We start from the raw sequence: 19,454 nt of genomic DNA on the forward strand, positions 1-19,454 counted from the left end.
TCGAGGTTCGGTCTGGCTGAGCCGAGACCCTACCGCCCCGGGCGGGCGCTCAGCCGGTCAACCGGGCGGCCGCCGCCGCGATCCGCTCGTCGGTGGCGGTGAGCGCGAGCCGCACGTACCGGTCCCCGGCCGCGCCGTAGATGCTGCCCGGTGCCACCAGGATGCCGAGTCAGGCCAGGTCGCGCGCGGTGTCCCAGCACGGCCGTCCCTCGGTGGCCCACAGGAACAGCGAGCCCGCGGAGCCCGGCACCTGGGACCCGTGGCACAGCAACGCCTCCAGCAACCGGGTGCGGCGATCGGCGTAGCGCTGCCGTTGCGCGAGCACGTGCAGGTCGTCGTAGAGCGCGACCGTCATCGCCGCGGCGATCGGCGCGGGCACGATCAACCCGGCGTGCCTTCGCACCTCGAGCAGCCGCCGGACCAGGGTCGCGTCGCCGGCGACGAAGCCCGCCCGGTACCCGGCCATGTTGGAGCGCTTGGACAGCGAGTGCACCGCGAGCACGCTCGCGTGGTCGGGCCCGCTCACGTCCGGGTGCAGGATCGACGTCGGTTCCGCGGTCTAGCCGTGCTCGAGTCAGCACTCGTCGTTGACCACGACGCAACCGTTTACGCGGCCCCAGTCGAGGTGCTCGCCCAGTTCGGCCGCGGTCAGCACGCGGCCGTCCGGGTTCGCCGGGGAGTTCAGCTGGAGGCGCGAACTGTCCCCGACCAGCAACCGGTGCGCGGGCAGGGTCGAGCGGTCGGCGCCGATACCGGAACAGTCCACTTCGGACCCACGGCCGACCAGCGACCCGGTGAGCCGGACCGGGCCGCGGATCTCCGTGCCCGCCATCAGGATCGAGTCCGCCACGTCCGCGTCGGTCACCACGCAGTTCTCGCTCACCGCCACCGACGGCCCGATGGTGCTGTCGCGGACAACACTGCCAGCGCGGATGAGCGCGGGCGCCTGGATGGTGGACCGGATCACCGTGGCACCCGCCTCGACCACGACCGGGCCGCGCAGGTCGCTCTCGACGTCGACGTCGCCGCGCACCGCGGGCGGCAGGTCGGCCAGCAGCAACCGGTTGCACTCCAACAGGTCCTCGACCGTGCCGGTGTCCTTCCAGATCCCGGTGAACCGGCTGGCCACGACCGCCTCGCCGTCCTCGATCAGCCGGGCGATCGCGTCGGTGATCTCCAGCTCGCCGCGCGCGCTGGGCACGATCCGCCCGGCGGCGCCGACGATCGCGGCGGTGAAGAAGTACACCCCGACGATGGCCAGGTCGCTCGGCGGGTTCTCGGCCTTCTCCACCACCGAGAGCACGGTGTCGTCGGGGCCCAGCTCGACCACGCCGTAGCAGTCGGGCCTGCTGACCTTGGCCACCAGCAGCCGCGCCGCCGGTCGCCGCGCGCGGAACTCGTCGGCGACCGCGGCCACGTCGCCGACGAGGATGTTGTCGCCGAGGTACATCACGAAGTCCTCGCCCGCCAGGAAGTCCGCCGCGATCAGCACGCAGTGCGCCAGCCCGGCGGGCCGGTCCTGGTGCAGGTAGGTCACCCGCAGGCCGAGCCGCGAACCGTCGCCGATGGCCGCCTCGATCTGCGCCGCGTGCTCGCCCACGACGATGCCGACCTCGGTCACCCCCAGGGCGCGGATGTCGGCCAGGCAGTGCTCCAGCACCGGCCTGCCCGCCACCGGGATCAGCTGTTTGGGCAGGCAGTAGGTCAGCGGGCGCAACCGGCTGCCGACTCCGCCTGCCAGCACAAGGGCTTTCATGGGAGGGCTCCTCGGGTCTGGGCTCGGGGTCCCCGGATCCTCGGGCCGCGGGGTCGAGGGCGGTTGGAGCGGCCGCGCTGGACCTGGGCTCGAACCGGCCGTCGCACCGTCTTGGGGTGCGATCCCGACTGCGGTGCGGGAACGGGAGCGGAGAAGGGGCACGGCATGAGCGAGTTGGGCAAGCAGATCCTCGACCAGGTCCGCAGCTACCACCGGGAGCAGAGCGGGGCGGACCGGTTCGTCCCGGGCAGCACGCCGCTCAACCCGGCGGGCGCGGTGCTCGACGAGGAGGACCGGGTCGCCATGGTCGGGGCGGCGCTGGACCTGCGGATCACCTCCGGGGCGATCACCACGAAGTTCGAGCGGCTCTTCGGCCGCGCGCTGGGGATCCGCAAGGCGCACCTGACGAACTCCGGCTCCTCGGCGAACCTGCTGGCGCTCTCGGCGCTGACCTCGCCGCGGCTGGGCGAGCGCGCGCTGCGGCCGGGCGACGAGGTGATCACCACCGCGGCGGGCTTCCCGACCACGGTGAACCCGATCCTGCAGAACCAGCTCACCCCGGTGTTCATCGACTCCCAGCTGGGCACCTACAACCCCACCCCGGAGCAGGTGGCCGAGGCGATCGGCCCGCGCACCAAGGCGATCATGCTCGCGCACGCGCTCGGCAACCCGTTCGCCGCCACGGAGATCGCCGCGCTGGCCGAGGAGCACGACCTGTTCCTGATCGAGGACAACTGCGACGCGCTCGGTTCCACCTACCGGGGCAAGAAGACCGGCTCGTTCGGCGACCTGGCCACGGTGAGCTTCTACCCCGCGCACCACATCACCACGGGCGAGGGCGGCTGCGTGCTGACCGACAACCTGGTGCTCTCGCGGGTGGTGGAGTCGTTGCGCGACTGGGGCCGCGACTGCTGGTGCCTGCCGGGCGAGGACGACACCTGCCACAAGCGCTTCACCTACCAGCTGGGCACGCTGCCGCTGGGCTACGACCACAAGTACACCTACTCCCACGTCGGCTACAACCTCAAGTCGACCGACGTGCAGGCCGCGCTCGGGCTCACCCAGCTGGCGAAGCTGCCCGCGTTCAGCGCGGCGCGGCGGCGCAACTGGCGGCAGCTGCGCGACGCCCTGGCCGACGTGCCCACCTGCTGCTGCCCAGCGCGACCCCGGGGAGCGACCCGAGCTGGTTCGGCTTCGCGATCACCGTGCTGGCGGACGCGCCGTTCAGTAGGCTCGAACTGGTCCGGTTCCTGGAATCGCGGCGGATCGGCACGCGGCAGTTCTTCGCGGGCAACGTGACCAGGCACCCGGCGTACCAAGACCGTCCACACCGGACTGTCGGCTCGCTGGTGAACTGCGACACCATCACCGAGCGGACGTTCTGGGTGGGCGTGCACCCCCGGCTCACCGAGGAGATGGTCGCCTACCTGGCCGAGACGATCTGGGAGTTCGTCAAGAGCCGGTGAGAACCCCTGCGGACCAACAGAGAGAGGACGGCCCAGTGCCGGGTGCGGACGAGTGGGGCCCCGTGGTGGTCACCGGGATCGGTGCGCTGTCACCGAACGGGTGGGGCGTGGAGGAGTACTGGGCGGCGACGCTGGCCGGGCGCAGCGGGCTGGCCCCGGTGAGCAGGTTCGACACCGCGGGCTACCGGGCGCACGTGGCGGGCGAGGTGAACTTCGAGCCCGGGGACCACCTGCCGAGCAGGCTGCTGCCGCAGACCGACCACATGACGCGGATGGCGCTGATCGCCGCGGCGGAGGCGCTGGCCGACGCCGCGGTGAGCCCGGCCGAGCTGCCCACCTTCTCCGCCGGTGTGATCACCGCGGCCTCGGCGGGCGGTTTCGAGTTCGGCCAGCGCGAGCTGGAGGCGTTGTGGAGCAAGGGCAGCGCCTACGTGAGCGCCTACCAGTCGTTCGCGTGGTTCTACCCGGTCAACACCGGGCAGATCTCGATCCGGCACGACATGCGCGGACCGGGCTCGACCCTGGTGGCCGAGCAGGCGGGCGGGCTCGACGTGCTGGCCAAGGCGCGCCGCAACGTCCGCACCGGCACGCCGCTGATGCTCGCGGGCGGCGTCGACGGCTCGCTGTGCCCGTGGTCCTGGCTGTGCCTCACGCGCAGCGGCACGATGAGCCCGGAGCGGGACCCGGCTCGCGCGTTCCTGCCGTTCGACACCGCGGCCACGGGCGGCGTGCCCGGCGAGGGCGGCGCCCTGCTGGTGCTGGAAGACCCGGCGCACGCCCGTGAACGCGGTGCCGAGCACCGGTACGGCACGCTCGCGGGCCACGCCTCCACCTTCGACCCCCGCCCGGGTTCGGGCCGCCCGTCCGGCCTGCGCCGGGCGATCGAGCTGGCGCTGGCGGACGCGTGCGTGACGACGGCGGACATCGACGTCGTCTTCGCCGACGCGAGCGGCGTGCCCGCCCGTGACGCGGAGGAGGTGGCGGTGCTCAGCGCGCTGTTCGGCCCCCGCGGGGTCCCGGTGACCGCGCCGAAGACGATGACCGGGCGGCTGCTGGCGGGCGGTGCGCCGCTCGACGTCGCCGCCGCGCTGCTCTCGCTGCGCGACTCGGTGATCCCACCGACTGTCCATGTTGGACAGTCAGCTTTCGCCGACGAGCTGGACCTGGTGCTGGACCAGCCACGCGAGGCCCGGTTGCACACCGCCCTGGTGCTCGCCCGCGGGCACGGCGGGTTCAACAGCGCCCTGGTGGTCACCGCGGCCTGACCGCGGGCACCCCCGATCAGCACGGTCCACTCAGGACATCGAGGCTTGTCGACCCGCCCAGGAGGGAATTCCATGCCCGCACTCGGAGAGCTCACCAAGTTCCTGCTCGCGGTGGCCGTGATCGTCGGCGTCTGCCACGCGCTGGGCGCGCTGTGCGCGCGGCTGCGGCAGCCACCCGTGGTCGGCGAACTGGCCGGGGCGCTGCTGCTCGGCCCCGCCCTCCTCGGCGCTGTGGCGCCGGGCCTGCACCACGGTCTGTTCACCCCCGCGGTGCTCAGCGCGGTGAACCTGGCGGGCCAGCTGGGGCTGGTGGTGTTCATGTTCCTGCTGGGCACCGAGATGCGGTTCGACCGCCTGCGCGGCGTCGGCGCCACGGTGGGCGCGGTCGTCGTGGGCTCGGTCGCGGTGCCGTTCGCGGCCGGGTTCGGCTTCGCCGCGCTGGTGACCCGCTGGTTCGCCCCCTCGGGCACCCCGGCGGCGTTCTACCTGGTGTTCTTCGGCCTGGCGATCTCGATCACCGCGCTGCCCGTGCTGGCCCGCATCCTCACCGACCACAACGTGGAGACCTCGCAGACCGGCACGCTGGCGCTCACCGTCGCGGCCGTCGGGGACGGTTTGGCGTGGGCGGTGCTGACCGTGATCCTCACGGTGGCGGGCGCCCACGGCACGGGCGAGCTGCTGGTGCGCGCGGCACTGGCCGTCGGGCTGTTGCTGCTCGCGTTCGCCGTGGTCGGCCCCGCGCTGCGGGCGCTGCTGCGCCGCTTCGAGACCCGCGACACCGACGACCGCGCGGTGATGGCGCTGTTGGTCACCGGAGCGACCGCCTTCGCAGGCGCCACGGACGCGATCGGCCTGCACCCGATCGTCGGCGCGCTGCTGTTCGGCGGCGTCGTCCCCCGCGGGTACCCGGTGGTCGGCCGGGCGACCAAGCGGCTCAACGACTTCGCCGTGGTGATCCTGCTCCCGCTGTTCTTCACCAGCGTCGGCCTGAAGGTCAGCTTCGCGGCATTCGGCGACGCGACCGGCTGGCTGCTGCTGGCGGGCGGCATCATCGTGGCCACCCTGTCGAAGTTCATCGGCGCGGCGGGCGGCGCCGCCCTGGCGGGCACGGGCCGCCGCCAATCCCTGCGCCTGGGCGCACTGATGAACTGCCGCGGCATCACCGAGCTGGTCGTCGCGAACGTCGGGCTCCAACAGGGTCTGATCAACACCCTCGGCTACACGGTCATCGTGCTGATCGCGATCGTCACCACGGCCGCCACCGGACCGCTGGCCCGCCTACGCGCCGCCGACCCCGACCTGGCGCCCGCACCGCCCGACTCGTCGGAGACCAACGGCACCCCGATACGCCACTTGGCGATTCCCTCGACGAGCGAACGCCATCAGGACAGCATTTGACCAGCACGGACAGCAATTGTCCTCTTCACCGAACACTAGGCCGTTGAGCCCGCTCGCCGACCACCCGGACGAGCTATACATTTCGCCCGAACGGACGGATACCCGCATGGTGCGCGCGCGGCACTGCCAGTATGATCACCAATGCGACCGCGCAGCGCGGGCACCGGCAGGCAAAAAATCGACAAGTGGGCTACGGCAAGCGAGTGGCCTCGGTTGTCAACTCGTACGGCTGTGGATAACCTCAAAGGAGTCCAATTCGATCACCGTGGAGGAATATTGTGAAACTCCGGCTGATTGGCGGCTCAGGGTGCGGAAACGGCCCGTGTCCGGCCGTCTACGAGACCGAGAACGACACCATTGTCATCCAGGGGTTCCACGTCGACCCCGCGACGTCGGGATTGCTGCTCCCACCGGGTGAAAGCGCCGTCGAAGTCCCCCGCTACATCCTGGACGGCACCTTCGGGCGGTGATCCCACTACCGACCCCACCGACGAATTTCGCGGTGAAAGGAAACTCCCATCATTCTGAACATGGATCAGTTCGGCCGACTCTTCGTGGAGTTCTCGAAGTCCGCGACCCGAATTGAGACACTTCCCGGTTACGCCGTGGCCGAGGAGCGCGAGTACTTCGACCACTACCTGGCAGGCAAGCCCCTGCCGCCCGAGCGCAATGAGGCGTGGGTGGCGAACATCAGGGCGTGCGTCGCCGACGGCAAGTACCTGGGCCGCGTACACATCATCGACCACACCCTCTCGCCGTACCTCCAATTCGAAATTGACTGGTACTACGCCGTCAACGGCGCGGCGGGCGAGGACATCCGGTTCATATACCGCGAGGACGTGCCCGAGGTGGTCCACACGGACACCTGGCTCTTCGACGACCACACGGTCGTGGACCTGAGCTACGACACCGATGGCCGACTGCTCTACATCAACCAGAACGACGATCCGGTACGACGTGAACAAGCCAGGGCCGCCTGGCGGGAGTTCCACGCCAGGTCGTTCCCGCTGTCCGAACTCCTGGCCGGGATTCGCAGCAACGAGCTCACGGTTCCGTGCGCCTGATCGTCCCGCGGATCCCGCCGGAGGCGAGGCATGACCGCTGGAGAACAGACGCGGACGCACACGAACTTCGTGATCAACGACCAAGCGCGCGGCTACCCCACCCGTTCGGTGACAGCTGAGGCCACCGGCGAGGAGCTCGACCACCTCGTGCGGCACGGCTACCTGGTGCGCAGGGCCCTGGTACCCGCCGATCTCGCGGCCGCCCTGGGACAGGCCGTGCATGGCCTGGCGAAGTCCGAAGAGGGCAAGCAGGGCGCCGAGTGGGTGCGGGACAAGAGTATCTACATCCGCCGCCTACTCGACAAGGACGCGCTCTTCCACCAGTTGCTACGTCTTGAGCCCGCGCTCTCGATCGCGCGAACGGTGCTCGGGCCCCAGGTATGGGTCGACCTAGAGGCTCGAATGCACTACCCGGGCAGCGCGGGAGTCTCCGTGCCCTGGCACAACCACCTCCCGGTCATCCCGGACCCGATTCCGGCCTTCTTCAGCTACCCCCACCAGATCCATTGCCTGGTGTACCTGGACCGCGTGTCCGAGTCCGAGGGCGCGCTCTGCCTGTTGCCGGGCTCGCACACGCGGACCGACCTGCGGATCCCGCTGGGCGACCAGAGCGACCGCCCGGGTCAGGTGCGGCTGTTGTTCGAACCTGGCGACGCGGTGCTCATCCACGGGAACCTCTGGCACCGGACCATTCCCTCGACCGCGGCGGCGGGCCACCGACGGCTGCTCCTGCTCGGCTACGTACCGTCCTGGATCAGCGACGACGTCGGCGCCCAAGGTGTCACCCCGGGCGAACCGCTCACGGTCGCGCTGGCGCGGACCGCGGACGCGGAGGTCCGAGAGCTCCTCGGCGAGTTCCACTGGTGAGCGGCGACCTGCCGGACCAGCCTGGTGGCGACTACACCCAGTCGCAGCTGTCCGGCGGCGCCGGTGAGGTCGTGCAGGCGCGCGACGTCACCGGGGGCATCCATTTCCACTACGGCAGCGGGAACCGCAGCGCACTGCCGCTCCAGCTACCGCGCGGGGTCGGGGCGTTCGTCAACCGGCTGTCGGACCTGAGCGCTCTCGACGGACTCCTCATCGGCGGCGAGACACTCGTGGTGTGCCTGATCGCCGGAACCGCCGGCGTCGGGAAGACCTCGCTGGCGTTGCACTGGGCGCACCGGGTCCGCGACCACTTCCCCGACGGGCAGCTCTACATCGACCTCAAGGGGTACGACCCGGGGCCGCCGGTGACACCGGACCAAGCACTGGAGCGGTTCCTGCACGCGCTCGGTGTTCCCGCCGCCGCGGTGCCCGACGACACCGAGGGCAAGTCCAGCCGCTATCGATCAGCCCTGGCCGACAGGCGCATGCTGGTCATCCTTGACAACGCGGGAACGACGGCGCAGGTTCGCCCGCTGATCCCGGGGTCCGGCCGGAGCATGGCCGTGGTGACCAGCCGCAGTCACCTGCCGGGGCTGGCGATCCGCCACGGAGCCTGGCGCCGGACGTTGGAGACCCTCACCGAGGCCGAAGCCATCCGCTTGCTCACCGAGACCACCCGGGCCTACCGCGGCGGCGACGATCCGGCCGAGGTCGCCGAGCTGGCCCGCCTGTGCGCGAACCTGCCGCTCGCGCTCCGGCTCGCGGCCGAGCGCGCGGCGAGCCGCCCCGGCATGCCACTGAGCAGGCTCATCACGGACCTGCGGGACGAGTCAGAACTGTGGAACACGCTCTCGACCGAGGACCCCGACGAAGCCCACGCGGTCCACACCGTGTTCGCCTGGTCCTACCGGGCACTGCCGAGAGAGGCAGCGCGAATCTTCTGCCTGCTCGGACTTCACCCCGGGGGCGAGTTCAGCGAGGGCGCCGCCGAGGCCCTGGCAGGGGGTAACCCCCGCCAGGTCCGCACCGCACTCGACGTCCTCGCGGGCGCGTGCCTGGTGGAACACAGCGGGTTCGCTCGATACCGGTTCCACGACCTGCTCCGCGCGTACGCGGTCGATCGGGCGCAGTTCGAGATTCCCCAGGACGAACAACTCGCCGCGGTCGAGCGTGTCTGTGACTGGTACCTGCGGGCGGCCTACAACTGCGCGCGTGCGATCGCCCACGACATCACCCTGTTCTCCGCACTGGAGCCCACTTCGGCGCGACCGGCACCCCAGTTCGCTGAGCCCGCCCAGGCCGCGCAGTGGTACGAACAGGAGAGGTTCAACCTCGAGGCGGCTGTGCGCGCGGCGGCCGGGACGCGGTTGTTGGCGACGGCGTGGCGCCTCGCCGCCGTGCTGGAACGGATCTACTCCACCTACAACCACTTCAACGACTGGCGGTCGACGTCCCTGATCGGCCTGGAGTGCGCCCGCGAGCTGGGTCTTCGGGCGAATGCGGCCGTGATGCACGAGAGTCTCGGGCGGCTGAACCGGATGACGATGCGGCTGGACGAGGCAGTCACCCACCACGAGGAAGCCATCGCCGACTACCGCGCGCTCGGCGACGTCCCCAGTGTGGTGAAGGGGCTCAACGGCCTCGGCTGGGTCCACCTGTTCCAGCACCGGCTCGAGGACGCCCGCACGGCGCTGGTCGAGGGGATGTCGCTGGCGCGAGGTCTGAACGACGAGCACTGGCTCGCCACCGTGCTCTACAGCCTGGGGTACACCTGCGCGCAGATGCGGCGGTTGAGTGAGGCCGAGGAACACCTCAGCGAGTCGTTGGACCTGTTCCGCGTCCACGACGACCGGCTCTACGAGTCGATGGTGCTCACGGCCCTGAGCTACCTGGCCCGGGTGCGGGCCGACGGAGACACCGCGCTGGCCCTCGCCGCGGCGGCCGTCGACATCAGTCGTGAGATGGCGAACCGGCTGTGGGAGGCCACCGCGCTGGTCTACCTGGGCAACGCCCAGCGTGCCGTGGGGGACGCCGAGACCGCACTGGTCTCCTACCAGGCGGCCGCGGTGATCTGCCGGCAGAACGGCGACCGTGGCCGCGAGGCGATGGCCCTGACGGGAGCTGGCCAAGCCTACGGCGAGCTCGGACGCGGGAGCGACGCCATCGACTTCTACCGCCGAGCGCTGGCAACTCATCGGCAGCTGGGCGACCGCTGGAAGCTGGCCAGGAACCTCACCCGGCTCGCCCACGAGCTGTCCGGTCTCGGCGATCGAGCAGGCGCCGAGCGGTGTGGACAGGAGGCACTGGACATCCTGGTCGCGTTCACCGATGAGAAGTCCTTGACCCTGCGGGCTCAGCTGACCCGCGGCTCGACGGAGTGAGTCGGGCCGTGCGGTGCCCAAGTCGTGGCGAAGGCGGCCCAGATGAGCGGGGTGTGGGCCGGGTCGGCGGTCTGTTCCCAGCGGGTGGCCTGGTCTTGTTGCCAGGCACCCAGGGCGCCGATCGGGGTCGCCGACCGCTGGGCCCGGTGGATGGCGGTGATGGCCGGCGCCAGGGTCGAGGTGCTCGGCGGCGTGCGGGCCAGGTGGGCCAGGCCCGCGTCCGTGGGGAGGGTCCAGCGGGTGGCGACGACGTACTCCGCGCCGGTGTGGACGAGGGCGGTGGTGAGTCCGGTGGGCTCGGCGAAGCGGAGGTCTCCGCCGCTCTCGCAGGCGATCAGGGCGGCGCGGTTCGGGGTGCGCCACGGGCTCGGCGGCCCGGGGCGGTGGCCCAACACGATGTCAGCGGCGGTCAGGGGGCGGTGGGCGCCGATGGGCGCGGCCCGGCCCGTGGTGTCGGCCCGGCAGGAGAGGTGGAGGCGGGCGTCGAGACCGTGGGCGCCGGTTGTCACGTGGCCTACGTAGAGGAAGCGGGACGCGTCGACGAGGGCGGTGGCGAGGTAGTCGCGGTCTTGGTCCTCGCGACGGGACCCGTGGATGTCGAGCAGGTGCGTTAGCGGCTCCTCGGGTAAGAGGGCTATCGAGCCGAGCACTGACCCCAGGGCGGAATTGTCGTCGAAACCGGGTACGCGGGGATCCAGTACCGCCACTACCTGACCGTCGGGCGTGAACGGGGACACCCGGCGGTCAGGGGCGTTGCGGACGGTGGCAGGAGGCAGCACAGAGACATCGGCGTGGTGGATGACTCGCTCGCCTTCGTCCACGCGAAGAGCCTCCCAAGGAACCTGGGCGGTCGACGGCGAGGGCTGGATGCGCAGGTGCGGGCGCACGCCCTGGGTGAGCAGCTCGTTCAGCTCGGCCGCAAGCCTGGCCGGTAGCAGCGCTCGGGCGAGGCGTTCGGCAAGTGCGGTCTCGCGAGGGTGGTCAAGCAATGGTCCGTGCGTTATCGAGCGGACGAGCGCTTGGTGCGAAGACTCTCCCGGTAGCGGCGACGGAAGTGCGTGCGCCAACTCGTCCAGCGCGTCCTGCACAAGAGCGCGCGGCAGGATAAGAACGCGGGGTTGGTCAAGAGCGTGTTCCCAACGCCACGACACATAGAGGTCGCCCGCGTCGACGAACTTGAGCTGGACGGTCACCATGAGGCCACCGCCCACCTCGCGCGAATGGGGAATCCGTAGCGCTGTTCGGCCAAGTCGATCCACGCATCCAACGGCTCGGGACTCGCAGGGTCCAAGCGAACCCTCGGCGGCAGGGCGAAACCCGTGGCCGGGAACGCTGGATCGGCGCTCACGCCGCCGACGAACGAAGCGGCGAAAGGGAGGTGTTCGTCCTCGGCAGGGAAGGACTCCGCGGTTGGAAAGGACTCCGCCGGTGGGAAGGACTCGGCTGGTGGGAAAGGCAACGACAGCAGCTCGTCACGCGCGAGGGTCGATGTCTCTTCCGCCTGGAGGGAAACGGTTCCGGCGATGTGATCGATGTACGCCGCCGCCAGGGCCACGTCCTCGACGGCGGCCATGGCGGTGAACGCCGCGCGGGTGGCCGGTGCCGCCGCCAGGGCAACCCAGCGCTCGCGCAGCGGGCCATGGGCGAACCGGTATCGCACCGCCTCGGCGGCAAGTGCGGCGGGCAACGCGATGTCGAGCGCGCGCCGCGCCAACTCCTGGCGTTCGCTGCCGGTCACGGTGGATGCCCACCGCACGAGAGCTTCGGCGCGCCACCAAGCGACGCCTAGCACCACGTGACCCAAACCTGCCTGTTCTGCCACGTGCATCGCTGCTGCGTATCGCTCGTCCGCGCGGGCGAACTCGCCAAGAGCCTCCAACGCACCCCCTTGCACCTGATACACCGCGACCAACGCAGTCGGGGATGCTTGGTCGCCTAAGAGATCGAGCACGCGGGTCAGCAGAGGTAGTGCTGCCGAGGGCCTCTCACGGCTGACCTCCAGTGCGGCCCGCCCGAGTAGGCATACCGTCAACTGCTTGCCCTGGAGAATCGGTTCCGCTTGTGCGTAAAGTGCTTCCGCGCGGTGGTTGTCCGAATCCAGGTAGGCGAGACGGGCGAGGCTGAGCAGCGCCGTGGCCATGCCCGCCGTATCGCCGGTCGCGTCGGCGAGGTCGCGGGCAAGGCCGAGGTGCTCGGCACTCTCCACTGGGTCACCGGTCGAACCGGCGATCTCGGCGAGGATGTTGTGCACGGACGCCGCCAAGTGCGGCGCCGAGGCGTAAGCGAGTTCGAGGGCGACCTGTGCTTCCACGGCGGCCTCCCCGAACTGTCCGGCAGATGTCAGTACCGACGCGCGCACGCTGTGCAGCACAACCGGTTCAGCACCCGCGGCCGCCGCGTCGTCCAGGTCGGCAAGTGCGTCAGTGAACCGCGTCGACTGCTGATGGTGCTGCGCCCGCGCGACAAGAGCATTGGCCAGCACGGTAGAACTACCGAACCGATCGCTGGCCTCTTCGACCGAGAGGATTGCCTCGGTATCCCCCACCGCCTCGGCGATCTGGCGCAGGTTCGCGTACACGTGTGGGAGCAACTCAGGCATGTGGACCGCGGCCAACTCGGCGACTAACCGAGCTTCCGCGTCCGCCTCGGCAAGCCTGCCAGTCATCATGAACAGACCCGTCTGCGCGTTGCGCAGCAGAGCCTCTTCGCGCGGGGCAGCGACGGCCAATCCCTCGTCAATATCGCGCTGAGACTCCTCTGCTCGACCGAGACGGGCCAACATGTCCGCACGAGTCGCAAGTACGTTGCACAGCAAGGGGGTATCGTTGACCAGTTCGATCGCCTCAGTCAACAGATAAAGCGCGCGGTAAGAGTCACCACCCAGGTCCACAGCGCCGGACAGGTTCACCAGCACGGAAGCGCGGTCGTTGCCCACGCTTTCGCGGTAGGCAGCCTCCAACGCACGAACAGCGCCCGCGAAGTCACCCTCTTGCAACAAGAGCACGCCGCGGTTGTTGAGGTCCTTCCAGGTCACCGCGAACCGGCCAGCCGCTCGGTGAGCGTCGAGGTCGCAGCACCCACGCGGGCTTGTGCGTGCGCGATGATCGCAGCACGTCGGGCAGGGGTATCGGGATCAGAGGAGACAAGCGGATCAGCGAAGTCGGGCGCGTAGACGGTTAGCACGCGACGTGCGGGCGGCAAGAGCAAGACGGTAGGGGGAACCGAGGCGCTACCGACGAACCTGCCAAGGTCGTCCGTACCGTCCAACGGAACATCGAACTGCCCCAACCGCGCCGACAAGCGAGGCCAGGTCGACAAACCAGGGGCCGGTACGACCGCGACGTCCAAGAAGGTGCCACCTTGCCGCCGCGCGACGGTCCACTCCGCAAGGGCTCCCGCGTCGACCACACCCGCGGGCACAAGAGCCCAATCGACCGCATTTGATCCACTTAGGACTATCACTCCATCCCCGCGGGCACCAATCCCTGCCGCAAGAGCGAACTGCGACTGACGGGGCGCTACCGCTTCAGGTAGCACTACCCCGTAGTCCTCCGCGAGTTCAGCGACGGTCACCATCAGTGCGAGCACCGCAGGATCAGCCGACTCGCTCGATGACAGCGATGACAGCGATGACAGCGCCCGCGCGACCGCGTCCGGATCGTCCAGCACGTGCTCGACCTCGGCCAGCGCGACCGCGCGCTCGGCCGACAGCACAGCCGGGTCAAGAGCGGGCACACCCGCGACCGCAGAGGCAGGCCACCATGCTTCCGCCCAGCTCAGGTAGGCCGCGACCCGCCCAACCCAGTCGTCGGCGGATGGTTCGACCTCGGTGGCACCGCCCAGGATCCCGGCGGCTGCCTCCGGCCCGTAGACCTCCCAGAGCCACTCCGCGGCCAGGGCCAGGTCGTGGATCCGAGCAGCGGGCCCGCTGTCGACAAGGACGTCCCACGCCAACAACGCGCCCCGCGCCTCCAGCACCGCGGTGTGCTCAGGGTGTGCGGGCCACTCACCGACGACGATCTCGGACGCGCCACGTTCCACTCGCGTGCTCATGGCGAGCCCTCGGACGACTGCCGTTCCAGGGCAGAACGCAACCGGTCGCGCTGGTCAAGGATCACCGAACGCAGTACCCCGTCGAGCAAGTCCCACAGACCGTCAGCGCTAACGGTGTCGCGCCGCAACTCCCGACCGTGCAAACGCACCCACAACCGCCGCAGGTAGGCCTTTCGCACGCCGTAGACATCCGCGCGAACCTCTTGCGGCGCCGCCGACGGCATCCGCAAGACTCGGTGCACGTACGCCTCTCGTTCCCAGCGCGAGCGCAACCGCGCGGCAGCACCCGGACTGGCTGGCGCGCCATCAAGTCCCGCTATCGCCTCCCGCCCGAGCACCATCACGACCCGGCCAGGCTCCTCACCGAGCTGCCACGGGCGCGCGGACCGCGTGATCTCCCGACGCACGAGACCCGGCACCGCACCCAACTCCGTACGCGAAGCGCTGCTAAGAGCCGCGAACAAGCGCTCCACAATAGATCGGTCGAACGGCTTGGGTAGCGACTGCTTGGCGGCTGTGTCGCCCAAAGCAGGACGCGCGGGCTGCACCCGGTCCGTCAGACCGTGATCCATAGCCGTACCTGGGCGGTCCAGCTCAACGGCGCCCGCGGTACCCGCCAGGTCGGCTACCAGAGCGTCGAACAGGTCCGGGTCAGGATCAGGGCAGGTGGCCAGGAAGTCAGCAGGCTGGACGGCCGCCGGGGTGGGCCTCGCCTGCGGTGGGTCGGCCCAGGCGGCGTCGAGAAGCCTGCTCAGCTCTCCCGCGTGCCCCGGATCGGCCACGAAGTCGCGCAGCTGCGCCACTGTGGGCCCGTCCTGGCCGTGCACCTCGGCGAGCACACCCGCCGCGACCTCGGCCCGGTCCGGCCCGGGGTCGCCGTGCTCGGTGGCCAGCTCGTAGCAGCGCTGGAAGTAGAGGTCCTGGGGGTTGCCGTCGGTGATCCCGGCGCGGCGGCGCTCCTTCTTCAGCACCAGGAACCAGGCCGCGGTGGCGGCCAGCACCGGCCCGGCCGCGGTGATCCGGTCGCGCAGCGCGTCGACGTGGTCGATGCGCACGGCGGCGGCGGCGAACCCCGGGTTGAGCACCGGGCGCAGCACCAGCGGGTCGAGGATCAGCTTGACCGTGCGGGCCAGCGGCCTGCCCGAGGCGTTGCTCAGCGGCGCCACGGCGTCCCCCAGCACCGACCACGCCTGCGCGATCAGCAGTCCCCTCGGCAGCGCTGCCTCGGCTTGGGCGTGGACGGTGCTCACCCGGCCGAGCCTAGCCGTCCGCGCTGGTGAGCGAGGTGCGCGGAGCAAAGCTGTGATCGGTAGGCGGCACCCGTCGGCGAAGCTTGTCCCATGCCAGACAAGACCTCGGAGGGAGCGACATGAGCCACCTACCGCAGTCGTACACGCCGGTAGCGCCGTACGAGACACCACGCCGCGCACGTCGGACCTTCCGCGTGCCGCCCGGATTCCTGCTGCTCATCCCGCTCGTGCTCTTCGCGTTCCTGTTCTTCGGGGTGTCCTACCTGGTCACCCCGGAGCCCGACGTCGAGGTGCACCCCGAGGTCGGCGCCGTCTCGCTCGACGGCCGCGAGGTCCTGCTGGTGCCCTACGACCGGCACGGCGCCCGCGGCATGTTCCAGCTGATGGCCAAGGACATGTTCCAGGTGCGCGTCGCCGCCGCGGACGCGGTCACCGGGGAGGTGCTCTGGGACAAGCAGCTCTCCGACGAGTTGATCTGGGAGGCAGACGTACTGGCTGCCGGGACGCGGTACGCCTACCTGGCCACCGACGACGGTCTTATCGTCCTCGACCTACGGGACGGATCCATCGTCGCCCGAGGTGACGGAGTGGCCGGGTTGGGCGGGTCGTTCGTCGCCAAGCCCGCGGCCTACGGGTACGACCCCGAGGGGCGCCGGGTGCTGGCCATGAACGCCGACGGCGCCGTGCTGGAGATCCCGCTGGACTCCACCACCGCCACCCCCGTCGACGAGGCCACCACCGCGAAGTGGGCGAAGAGCCTGTCGGTCACCCGCTCGAAGTCCACCCCCAGCGCGACGGCGACCAAGGCCGAACTGAGCCCGGGTGCACGGGTGGAGCTGCGGGAACGTCCTTCCGGGTCGCTCTTGGTGCTGGTGGGCGAGAACGGCCAGGAGACCCCGTTGGGCACCACGGTGTTCCACGGCGCGCACGTGGTGGTGAACGGCAAGGCAGCCGCCGGAGCGTCCTCCGGATACGTCCTAGTGGAACATTCGCGGTCCGTGAACGACAAAGAGGACGTGCTGAGCGCGATCTCCCTGGACTCCGGCGCCGTGGTCGGCTCCCTGACCACCGACTCGGCGCCCGAACGCGCGGTGACGCTGCCCAGCGGCGCGACGGTCGTCGCCACCCACGGCCAGGTCGTCGTGGTGGCCGCCGATGGCAAGATCACCGCGCTGCCCGTCGGGTCCACCGACTTCTTCGGTTCCCCCTCCTAAGACACCCCATCATCCCGAAAGGACACGATCATGAAGATGATCGCCTGGATCGTCCTGGTCATCGGCCTCGGCCTCACCGCCATGTACGTCAAGACCGGCCTGGCCGCCGAGCACGAGCTGGCCTGGCTCAACGGCTGGATGGCGGGCCCGATCCTGCTGCTGTTCGTCGCCCCCACCCTCTTCTCGGTCGCCAACAAGCTCGGCGGCGGCCTGGCCGCCCTGCGCGGCGCGGTCCCCCGCCAGTTCGCAGGCGCGCCGATCGGGATGGGCACCGTCGTCGGCGTCTCCCGGACCGGCCTGAGCGTCAACGACCAGCCGCAGCTGGACATCGTCCTGGACGTGGACACCCCCGACGGCCGCTCGTTCCGGGCCACCGCCCGCCAGCTCGTCGACATGACCGAGCTCGCCGCGGTGCGGCCGGGCGCGCTGCTGCCGGTCCGCTACCTGCCCGACGGCCAGGTCACGCTGGCCATCGACGCCGCCCAGCACGAGCTGCAGGCCGCGCTCGACCAGATCCAGCTGGCCAAGGGCCTGGTCACGCCCAAGCAGCTGCACATCGCGCAGAACGGCCTCGACGCCCAGGCGGTCGTGCTGGCGATGGCCCCGACCGGCGAGGTCCGCGGCGACCGGTCGGTCGTCCGGCTGACCCTGCGGATCACCCGGCCGGACCGGTCGATGTTCGACCTGGTGCAGGAGAAGGCGCTGCCGCCGAGCTCGATCCCGCAGCTGCAGCCCGGCTCGGCGGTCCGGGTGAAGTACCTGCCGCACGACGAGTCCGAGGTCACGATCCTGACGTCCCTGGTCCCGTGACCGCGCGGTGGGCGCCCGCACCCGACCGGGGTGCGGGCGCTCTCACCTGCCCCTGGGCCGCGGCCGGTCGGGGTGGGTGACCAGGCTGTCGAGGTCGAGGTCTTCGACGTCCTCGTAGCGGTCCAGCCGCGCCCGCAGCTGGACGACGCGCTGCTCTAGGGTGCTGATCTCGGCGGAGATCTGGAGTCGCGGCACGAGCACCTCGAAGCCCACGCCCAGGATCGCCAGCACAGCGCTGATCACCAGGAGCAGGTAGAACGACAGTGAGAGAGAGGCGGCGGAGAGGGATAGCCACCCGACTGTCACCAGCGGTAGCAGTGTCAACGCCAGACCGACTTGTCGCCACCGGTCCAGCACCCGCCGCCTGCGGCTCACCAGGCTCTCGGTGACCGCGACCTCGGAGCGCAGCTTGGCCGCGGTCACCTTGATCGGCTCGCGCAGCAGCTCCACCCGGGTGTCCGCCCACCGGTCCAGGTCGTCCGCGATCTCCTCACCGATCACCGTGCCCAGCACCCGCATGATCGCCACGGTGTGCTCGTTGCCGTACTCCAGGTCCAACGCGAGCGACCGGCGGGCGTAGGCGCGGACCACAGCCGCGTCCCAGGGGATCGGCGGGGCGTAGCGGGCGATCTCCAGGAACTCGCCGAACGACTTCGCGAACTCGGGGAGCATCTTGTTCAGCACGATCCACGTGCGCGCGTACGCCAGCCCCTCCCCCATCAGGACCTTCAGCCGTTCCACCCCCGCCGCCGACATCGGGTCGTACTCGCTCACGATCAGCACCCGGTCGGAAACCCGTGGGTCTACCGCGACGCGCGCGTACTCATCAGCACCCGCTTGTGCGTCGAGCAGGACCAGGTCGTACTCCGACCGCGCATCCGTTAGCACCTGCCGCAAGCGGTAGGCGTAATCGGCTACCGGGACGTCCTCGGTGTTCTTACCTACGAAGGTCGCGGGCAGCAGGTCCACGTTCTCGGACAGGGGCACGACGTCCACAGGTAGACCCGAACCCCGGACGGGCAGGGCGTCGGCGTCGAACAGGCCCTCTGGTTCGACCGCCGCCGTGTCGGCGAAAGCCACTACCTGGGTCAGGTAGAGCAAGGTGAGCCCGTTGGTCGCGGCGTCGGTGTCGACGATGAGGACGCGCCTGCCCAGCGAGCCGACGAAGGTGGCCAGGCTCGCGGTGAGCATGGTCTTGCCGGATCCGCCCTTCGCGCTGGCGAGGCAGATGACCCTGGCCCTCACTGGTGCTGTCCTTTCCCGCTGTCGGGGAGTCCGGGTACCGATCCCGGTGGTCGGCTGGTCTTGAGCCAGGCGTGCGAGGCGGCCCGGGTCTGCTCGATCTCCGCCTGGGCGGCGCGCTCGGCGAAGCCGGGCAGCTGGGCCAGCGCCTCGAAGATCTGCGCCATGGCGTCGCGCCCGGGTTTCGGCCCGAGGCGGGCGATCTCGATCAGGGCCTGCAACCGGATGAGCAGGTTGTTGGTCCGGCTGTGCTCCTGGAGCAGGTAGGTGGTCTGCTCGGCCAGGTAGTCGGACTTCCCGCAGGGATCCGACATGTACACCATGTAGACCGCGCGGAAGTTCATCGCGATGGTGTCGTTGGCCTGGGTGATCCGGAAGAACGCCTCCCGCATCTGCGCGGAGTGCGACCGCTCGAACTCGCCGGTGGCCTGCTCCATGACGTCGAGTCGCGCCCGGGTCTTCTTGTCGAAGTCGCCGAGGGTCATCGAGTAGGCGTCGTTGACGTCCCGGTACACGTGCCGAACGGACCCGTCGCAGCACTTGTGCTTGGTGACCTTGCTGCGGCCGAAACGCATACGCCCTCGGTTCGTCGGGTGATCACGTGCTGCTTACCGACATCGGCGACAAGCCCCGCGCGTTACCGCTATCGGGTCAATCTTGCCTGCTCCCCCCCGGGGACAGTTGGGGA

Annotated in this window: 18 protein-coding genes; 10 read left to right on the plus strand and 8 right to left on the minus strand. The window is 70.2% G+C overall.

Translation table 11 applies throughout. The features are described from left to right. Nucleotides 1-169 precede the first annotated feature (169 nt). Nucleotides 170-526, minus strand: coding sequence for an aminotransferase class I/II-fold pyridoxal phosphate-dependent enzyme (locus tag QSK30_RS06970; RefSeq protein ID WP_285500542.1), 357 nt, complete (start codon nt 524-526; stop codon nt 170-172). 48 nt (nt 527-574) lie between these two features. Beyond that, complete coding sequence (locus QSK30_RS06975; RefSeq protein WP_285500544.1) at nt 575-1,756, minus strand: glucose-1-phosphate thymidylyltransferase; 1,182 nt, start codon at nt 1,754-1,756, stop codon at nt 575-577. Nucleotides 1,757-1,921: 165 nt separating this feature from the next. Between QSK30_RS06975 and rfbH the strand changes: the two genes are divergently transcribed. From rfbH to QSK30_RS07015, 8 genes are all read left to right on the plus strand, one after another. Next, a complete protein-coding gene (gene rfbH, locus QSK30_RS06980) occupies nt 1,922-3,055 on the plus strand; it encodes a lipopolysaccharide biosynthesis protein RfbH (RefSeq protein ID WP_285500546.1) in 1,134 nt (377 codons plus the stop codon). Next, nucleotides 2,962-3,222 (plus strand): DegT/DnrJ/EryC1/StrS family aminotransferase, encoded by a 261-nt coding sequence (locus QSK30_RS06985; RefSeq protein WP_285500548.1) that lies wholly within the window; start codon nt 2,962-2,964, stop codon nt 3,220-3,222. Before rfbH ends, QSK30_RS06985 begins: the two co-directional genes overlap by 94 nt. A 35-nt stretch (nt 3,223-3,257) precedes the next feature. Continuing rightward, nucleotides 3,258-4,487 (plus strand): ketosynthase chain-length factor, encoded by a 1,230-nt coding sequence (locus tag QSK30_RS06990; RefSeq protein ID WP_285500550.1) that lies wholly within the window; start codon nt 3,258-3,260, stop codon nt 4,485-4,487. A gap of 72 nt (nt 4,488-4,559) precedes the next feature. After that, nucleotides 4,560-5,885, plus strand: coding sequence for a cation:proton antiporter (locus QSK30_RS06995; RefSeq protein WP_285500551.1), 1,326 nt, complete (start codon nt 4,560-4,562; stop codon nt 5,883-5,885). Between the two features lie 278 nt (nt 5,886-6,163). Next, complete coding sequence (locus QSK30_RS07000) at nt 6,164-6,355, plus strand: hypothetical protein (protein ID WP_285500552.1); 192 nt, start codon at nt 6,164-6,166, stop codon at nt 6,353-6,355. Nucleotides 6,356-6,415: 60 nt separating this feature from the next. After that, nucleotides 6,416-6,949, plus strand: coding sequence for a DUF6879 family protein (locus QSK30_RS07005; protein WP_285500553.1), 534 nt, complete (start codon nt 6,416-6,418; stop codon nt 6,947-6,949). Between the two features lie 30 nt (nt 6,950-6,979). Further along, on the plus strand, nt 6,980-7,816 hold the full coding sequence (locus tag QSK30_RS07010) for a phytanoyl-CoA dioxygenase family protein (RefSeq protein WP_285500555.1): 837 nt from the start codon (nt 6,980-6,982) through the stop codon (nt 7,814-7,816). Then, entirely contained in the window at nt 7,813-10,197 is a 2,385-nt protein-coding gene (locus QSK30_RS07015) for an ATP-binding protein (protein WP_285500556.1), read from the plus strand. The genes QSK30_RS07010 and QSK30_RS07015 overlap by 4 nt, the downstream gene beginning before the upstream one ends. Here the strand turns inward: QSK30_RS07015 and QSK30_RS07020 are convergent. The 4 genes from QSK30_RS07020 to QSK30_RS07035 are packed head-to-tail and all read right to left on the minus strand — an operon-like array spanning nt 10,170 to nt 15,500. After that, entirely contained in the window at nt 10,170-11,393 is a 1,224-nt protein-coding gene (locus QSK30_RS07020) for a CHAT domain-containing protein (protein WP_285500557.1), read from the minus strand. The two genes, QSK30_RS07015 and QSK30_RS07020, sit on opposite strands and share 28 nt — an antisense overlap. Further along, nucleotides 11,387-13,231, minus strand: coding sequence for a hypothetical protein (locus QSK30_RS07025; protein ID WP_285500559.1), 1,845 nt, complete (start codon nt 13,229-13,231; stop codon nt 11,387-11,389). Before QSK30_RS07025 ends, QSK30_RS07020 begins: the two co-directional genes overlap by 7 nt. Then, nucleotides 13,228-14,250: a hypothetical protein gene (locus QSK30_RS07030; protein ID WP_285500561.1), complete on the minus strand. Its 1,023-nt coding sequence runs from the start codon at nt 14,248-14,250 to the stop codon at nt 13,228-13,230. Before QSK30_RS07030 ends, QSK30_RS07025 begins: the two co-directional genes overlap by 4 nt. Further along, nucleotides 14,247-15,500, minus strand: a complete 1,254-nt coding sequence (locus QSK30_RS07035) for a hypothetical protein (protein ID WP_285500562.1) — start codon at nt 15,498-15,500, stop codon at nt 14,247-14,249. Before QSK30_RS07035 ends, QSK30_RS07030 begins: the two co-directional genes overlap by 4 nt. A 119-nt stretch (nt 15,501-15,619) precedes the next feature. On the opposite strand from QSK30_RS07035, the gene QSK30_RS07040 reads away from it, so the two are divergent. Next, nucleotides 15,620-16,714, plus strand: coding sequence for a PA2928 family protein (locus QSK30_RS07040; RefSeq protein ID WP_285500563.1), 1,095 nt, complete (start codon nt 15,620-15,622; stop codon nt 16,712-16,714). A 30-nt stretch (nt 16,715-16,744) separates the two neighbouring features. Beyond that, nucleotides 16,745-17,524, plus strand: coding sequence for a hypothetical protein (locus tag QSK30_RS07045; protein WP_285500564.1), 780 nt, complete (start codon nt 16,745-16,747; stop codon nt 17,522-17,524). Between the two features lie 42 nt (nt 17,525-17,566). Here the strand turns inward: QSK30_RS07045 and QSK30_RS07050 are convergent, their stop codons facing one another. Further along, nucleotides 17,567-18,769 carry a ParA family protein gene (locus QSK30_RS07050; protein ID WP_285500565.1) on the minus strand — a complete coding sequence of 401 codons (1,203 nt, stop codon included), beginning with the start codon at nt 18,767-18,769 and terminating at the stop codon, nt 17,567-17,569. Continuing rightward, nucleotides 18,766-19,341, minus strand: coding sequence for a hypothetical protein (locus tag QSK30_RS07055; RefSeq protein WP_285500567.1), 576 nt, complete (start codon nt 19,339-19,341; stop codon nt 18,766-18,768). Before QSK30_RS07055 ends, QSK30_RS07050 begins: the two co-directional genes overlap by 4 nt. Nucleotides 19,342-19,454: the final 113 nt, after the last annotated feature.

Origin of the sequence: Actinokineospora sp. NBRC 105648, from assembly GCF_030269645.1 — a bacterium.
In the GTDB taxonomy this organism is placed as follows: Bacteria; Actinomycetota; Actinomycetes; order Mycobacteriales; family Pseudonocardiaceae; genus Actinokineospora.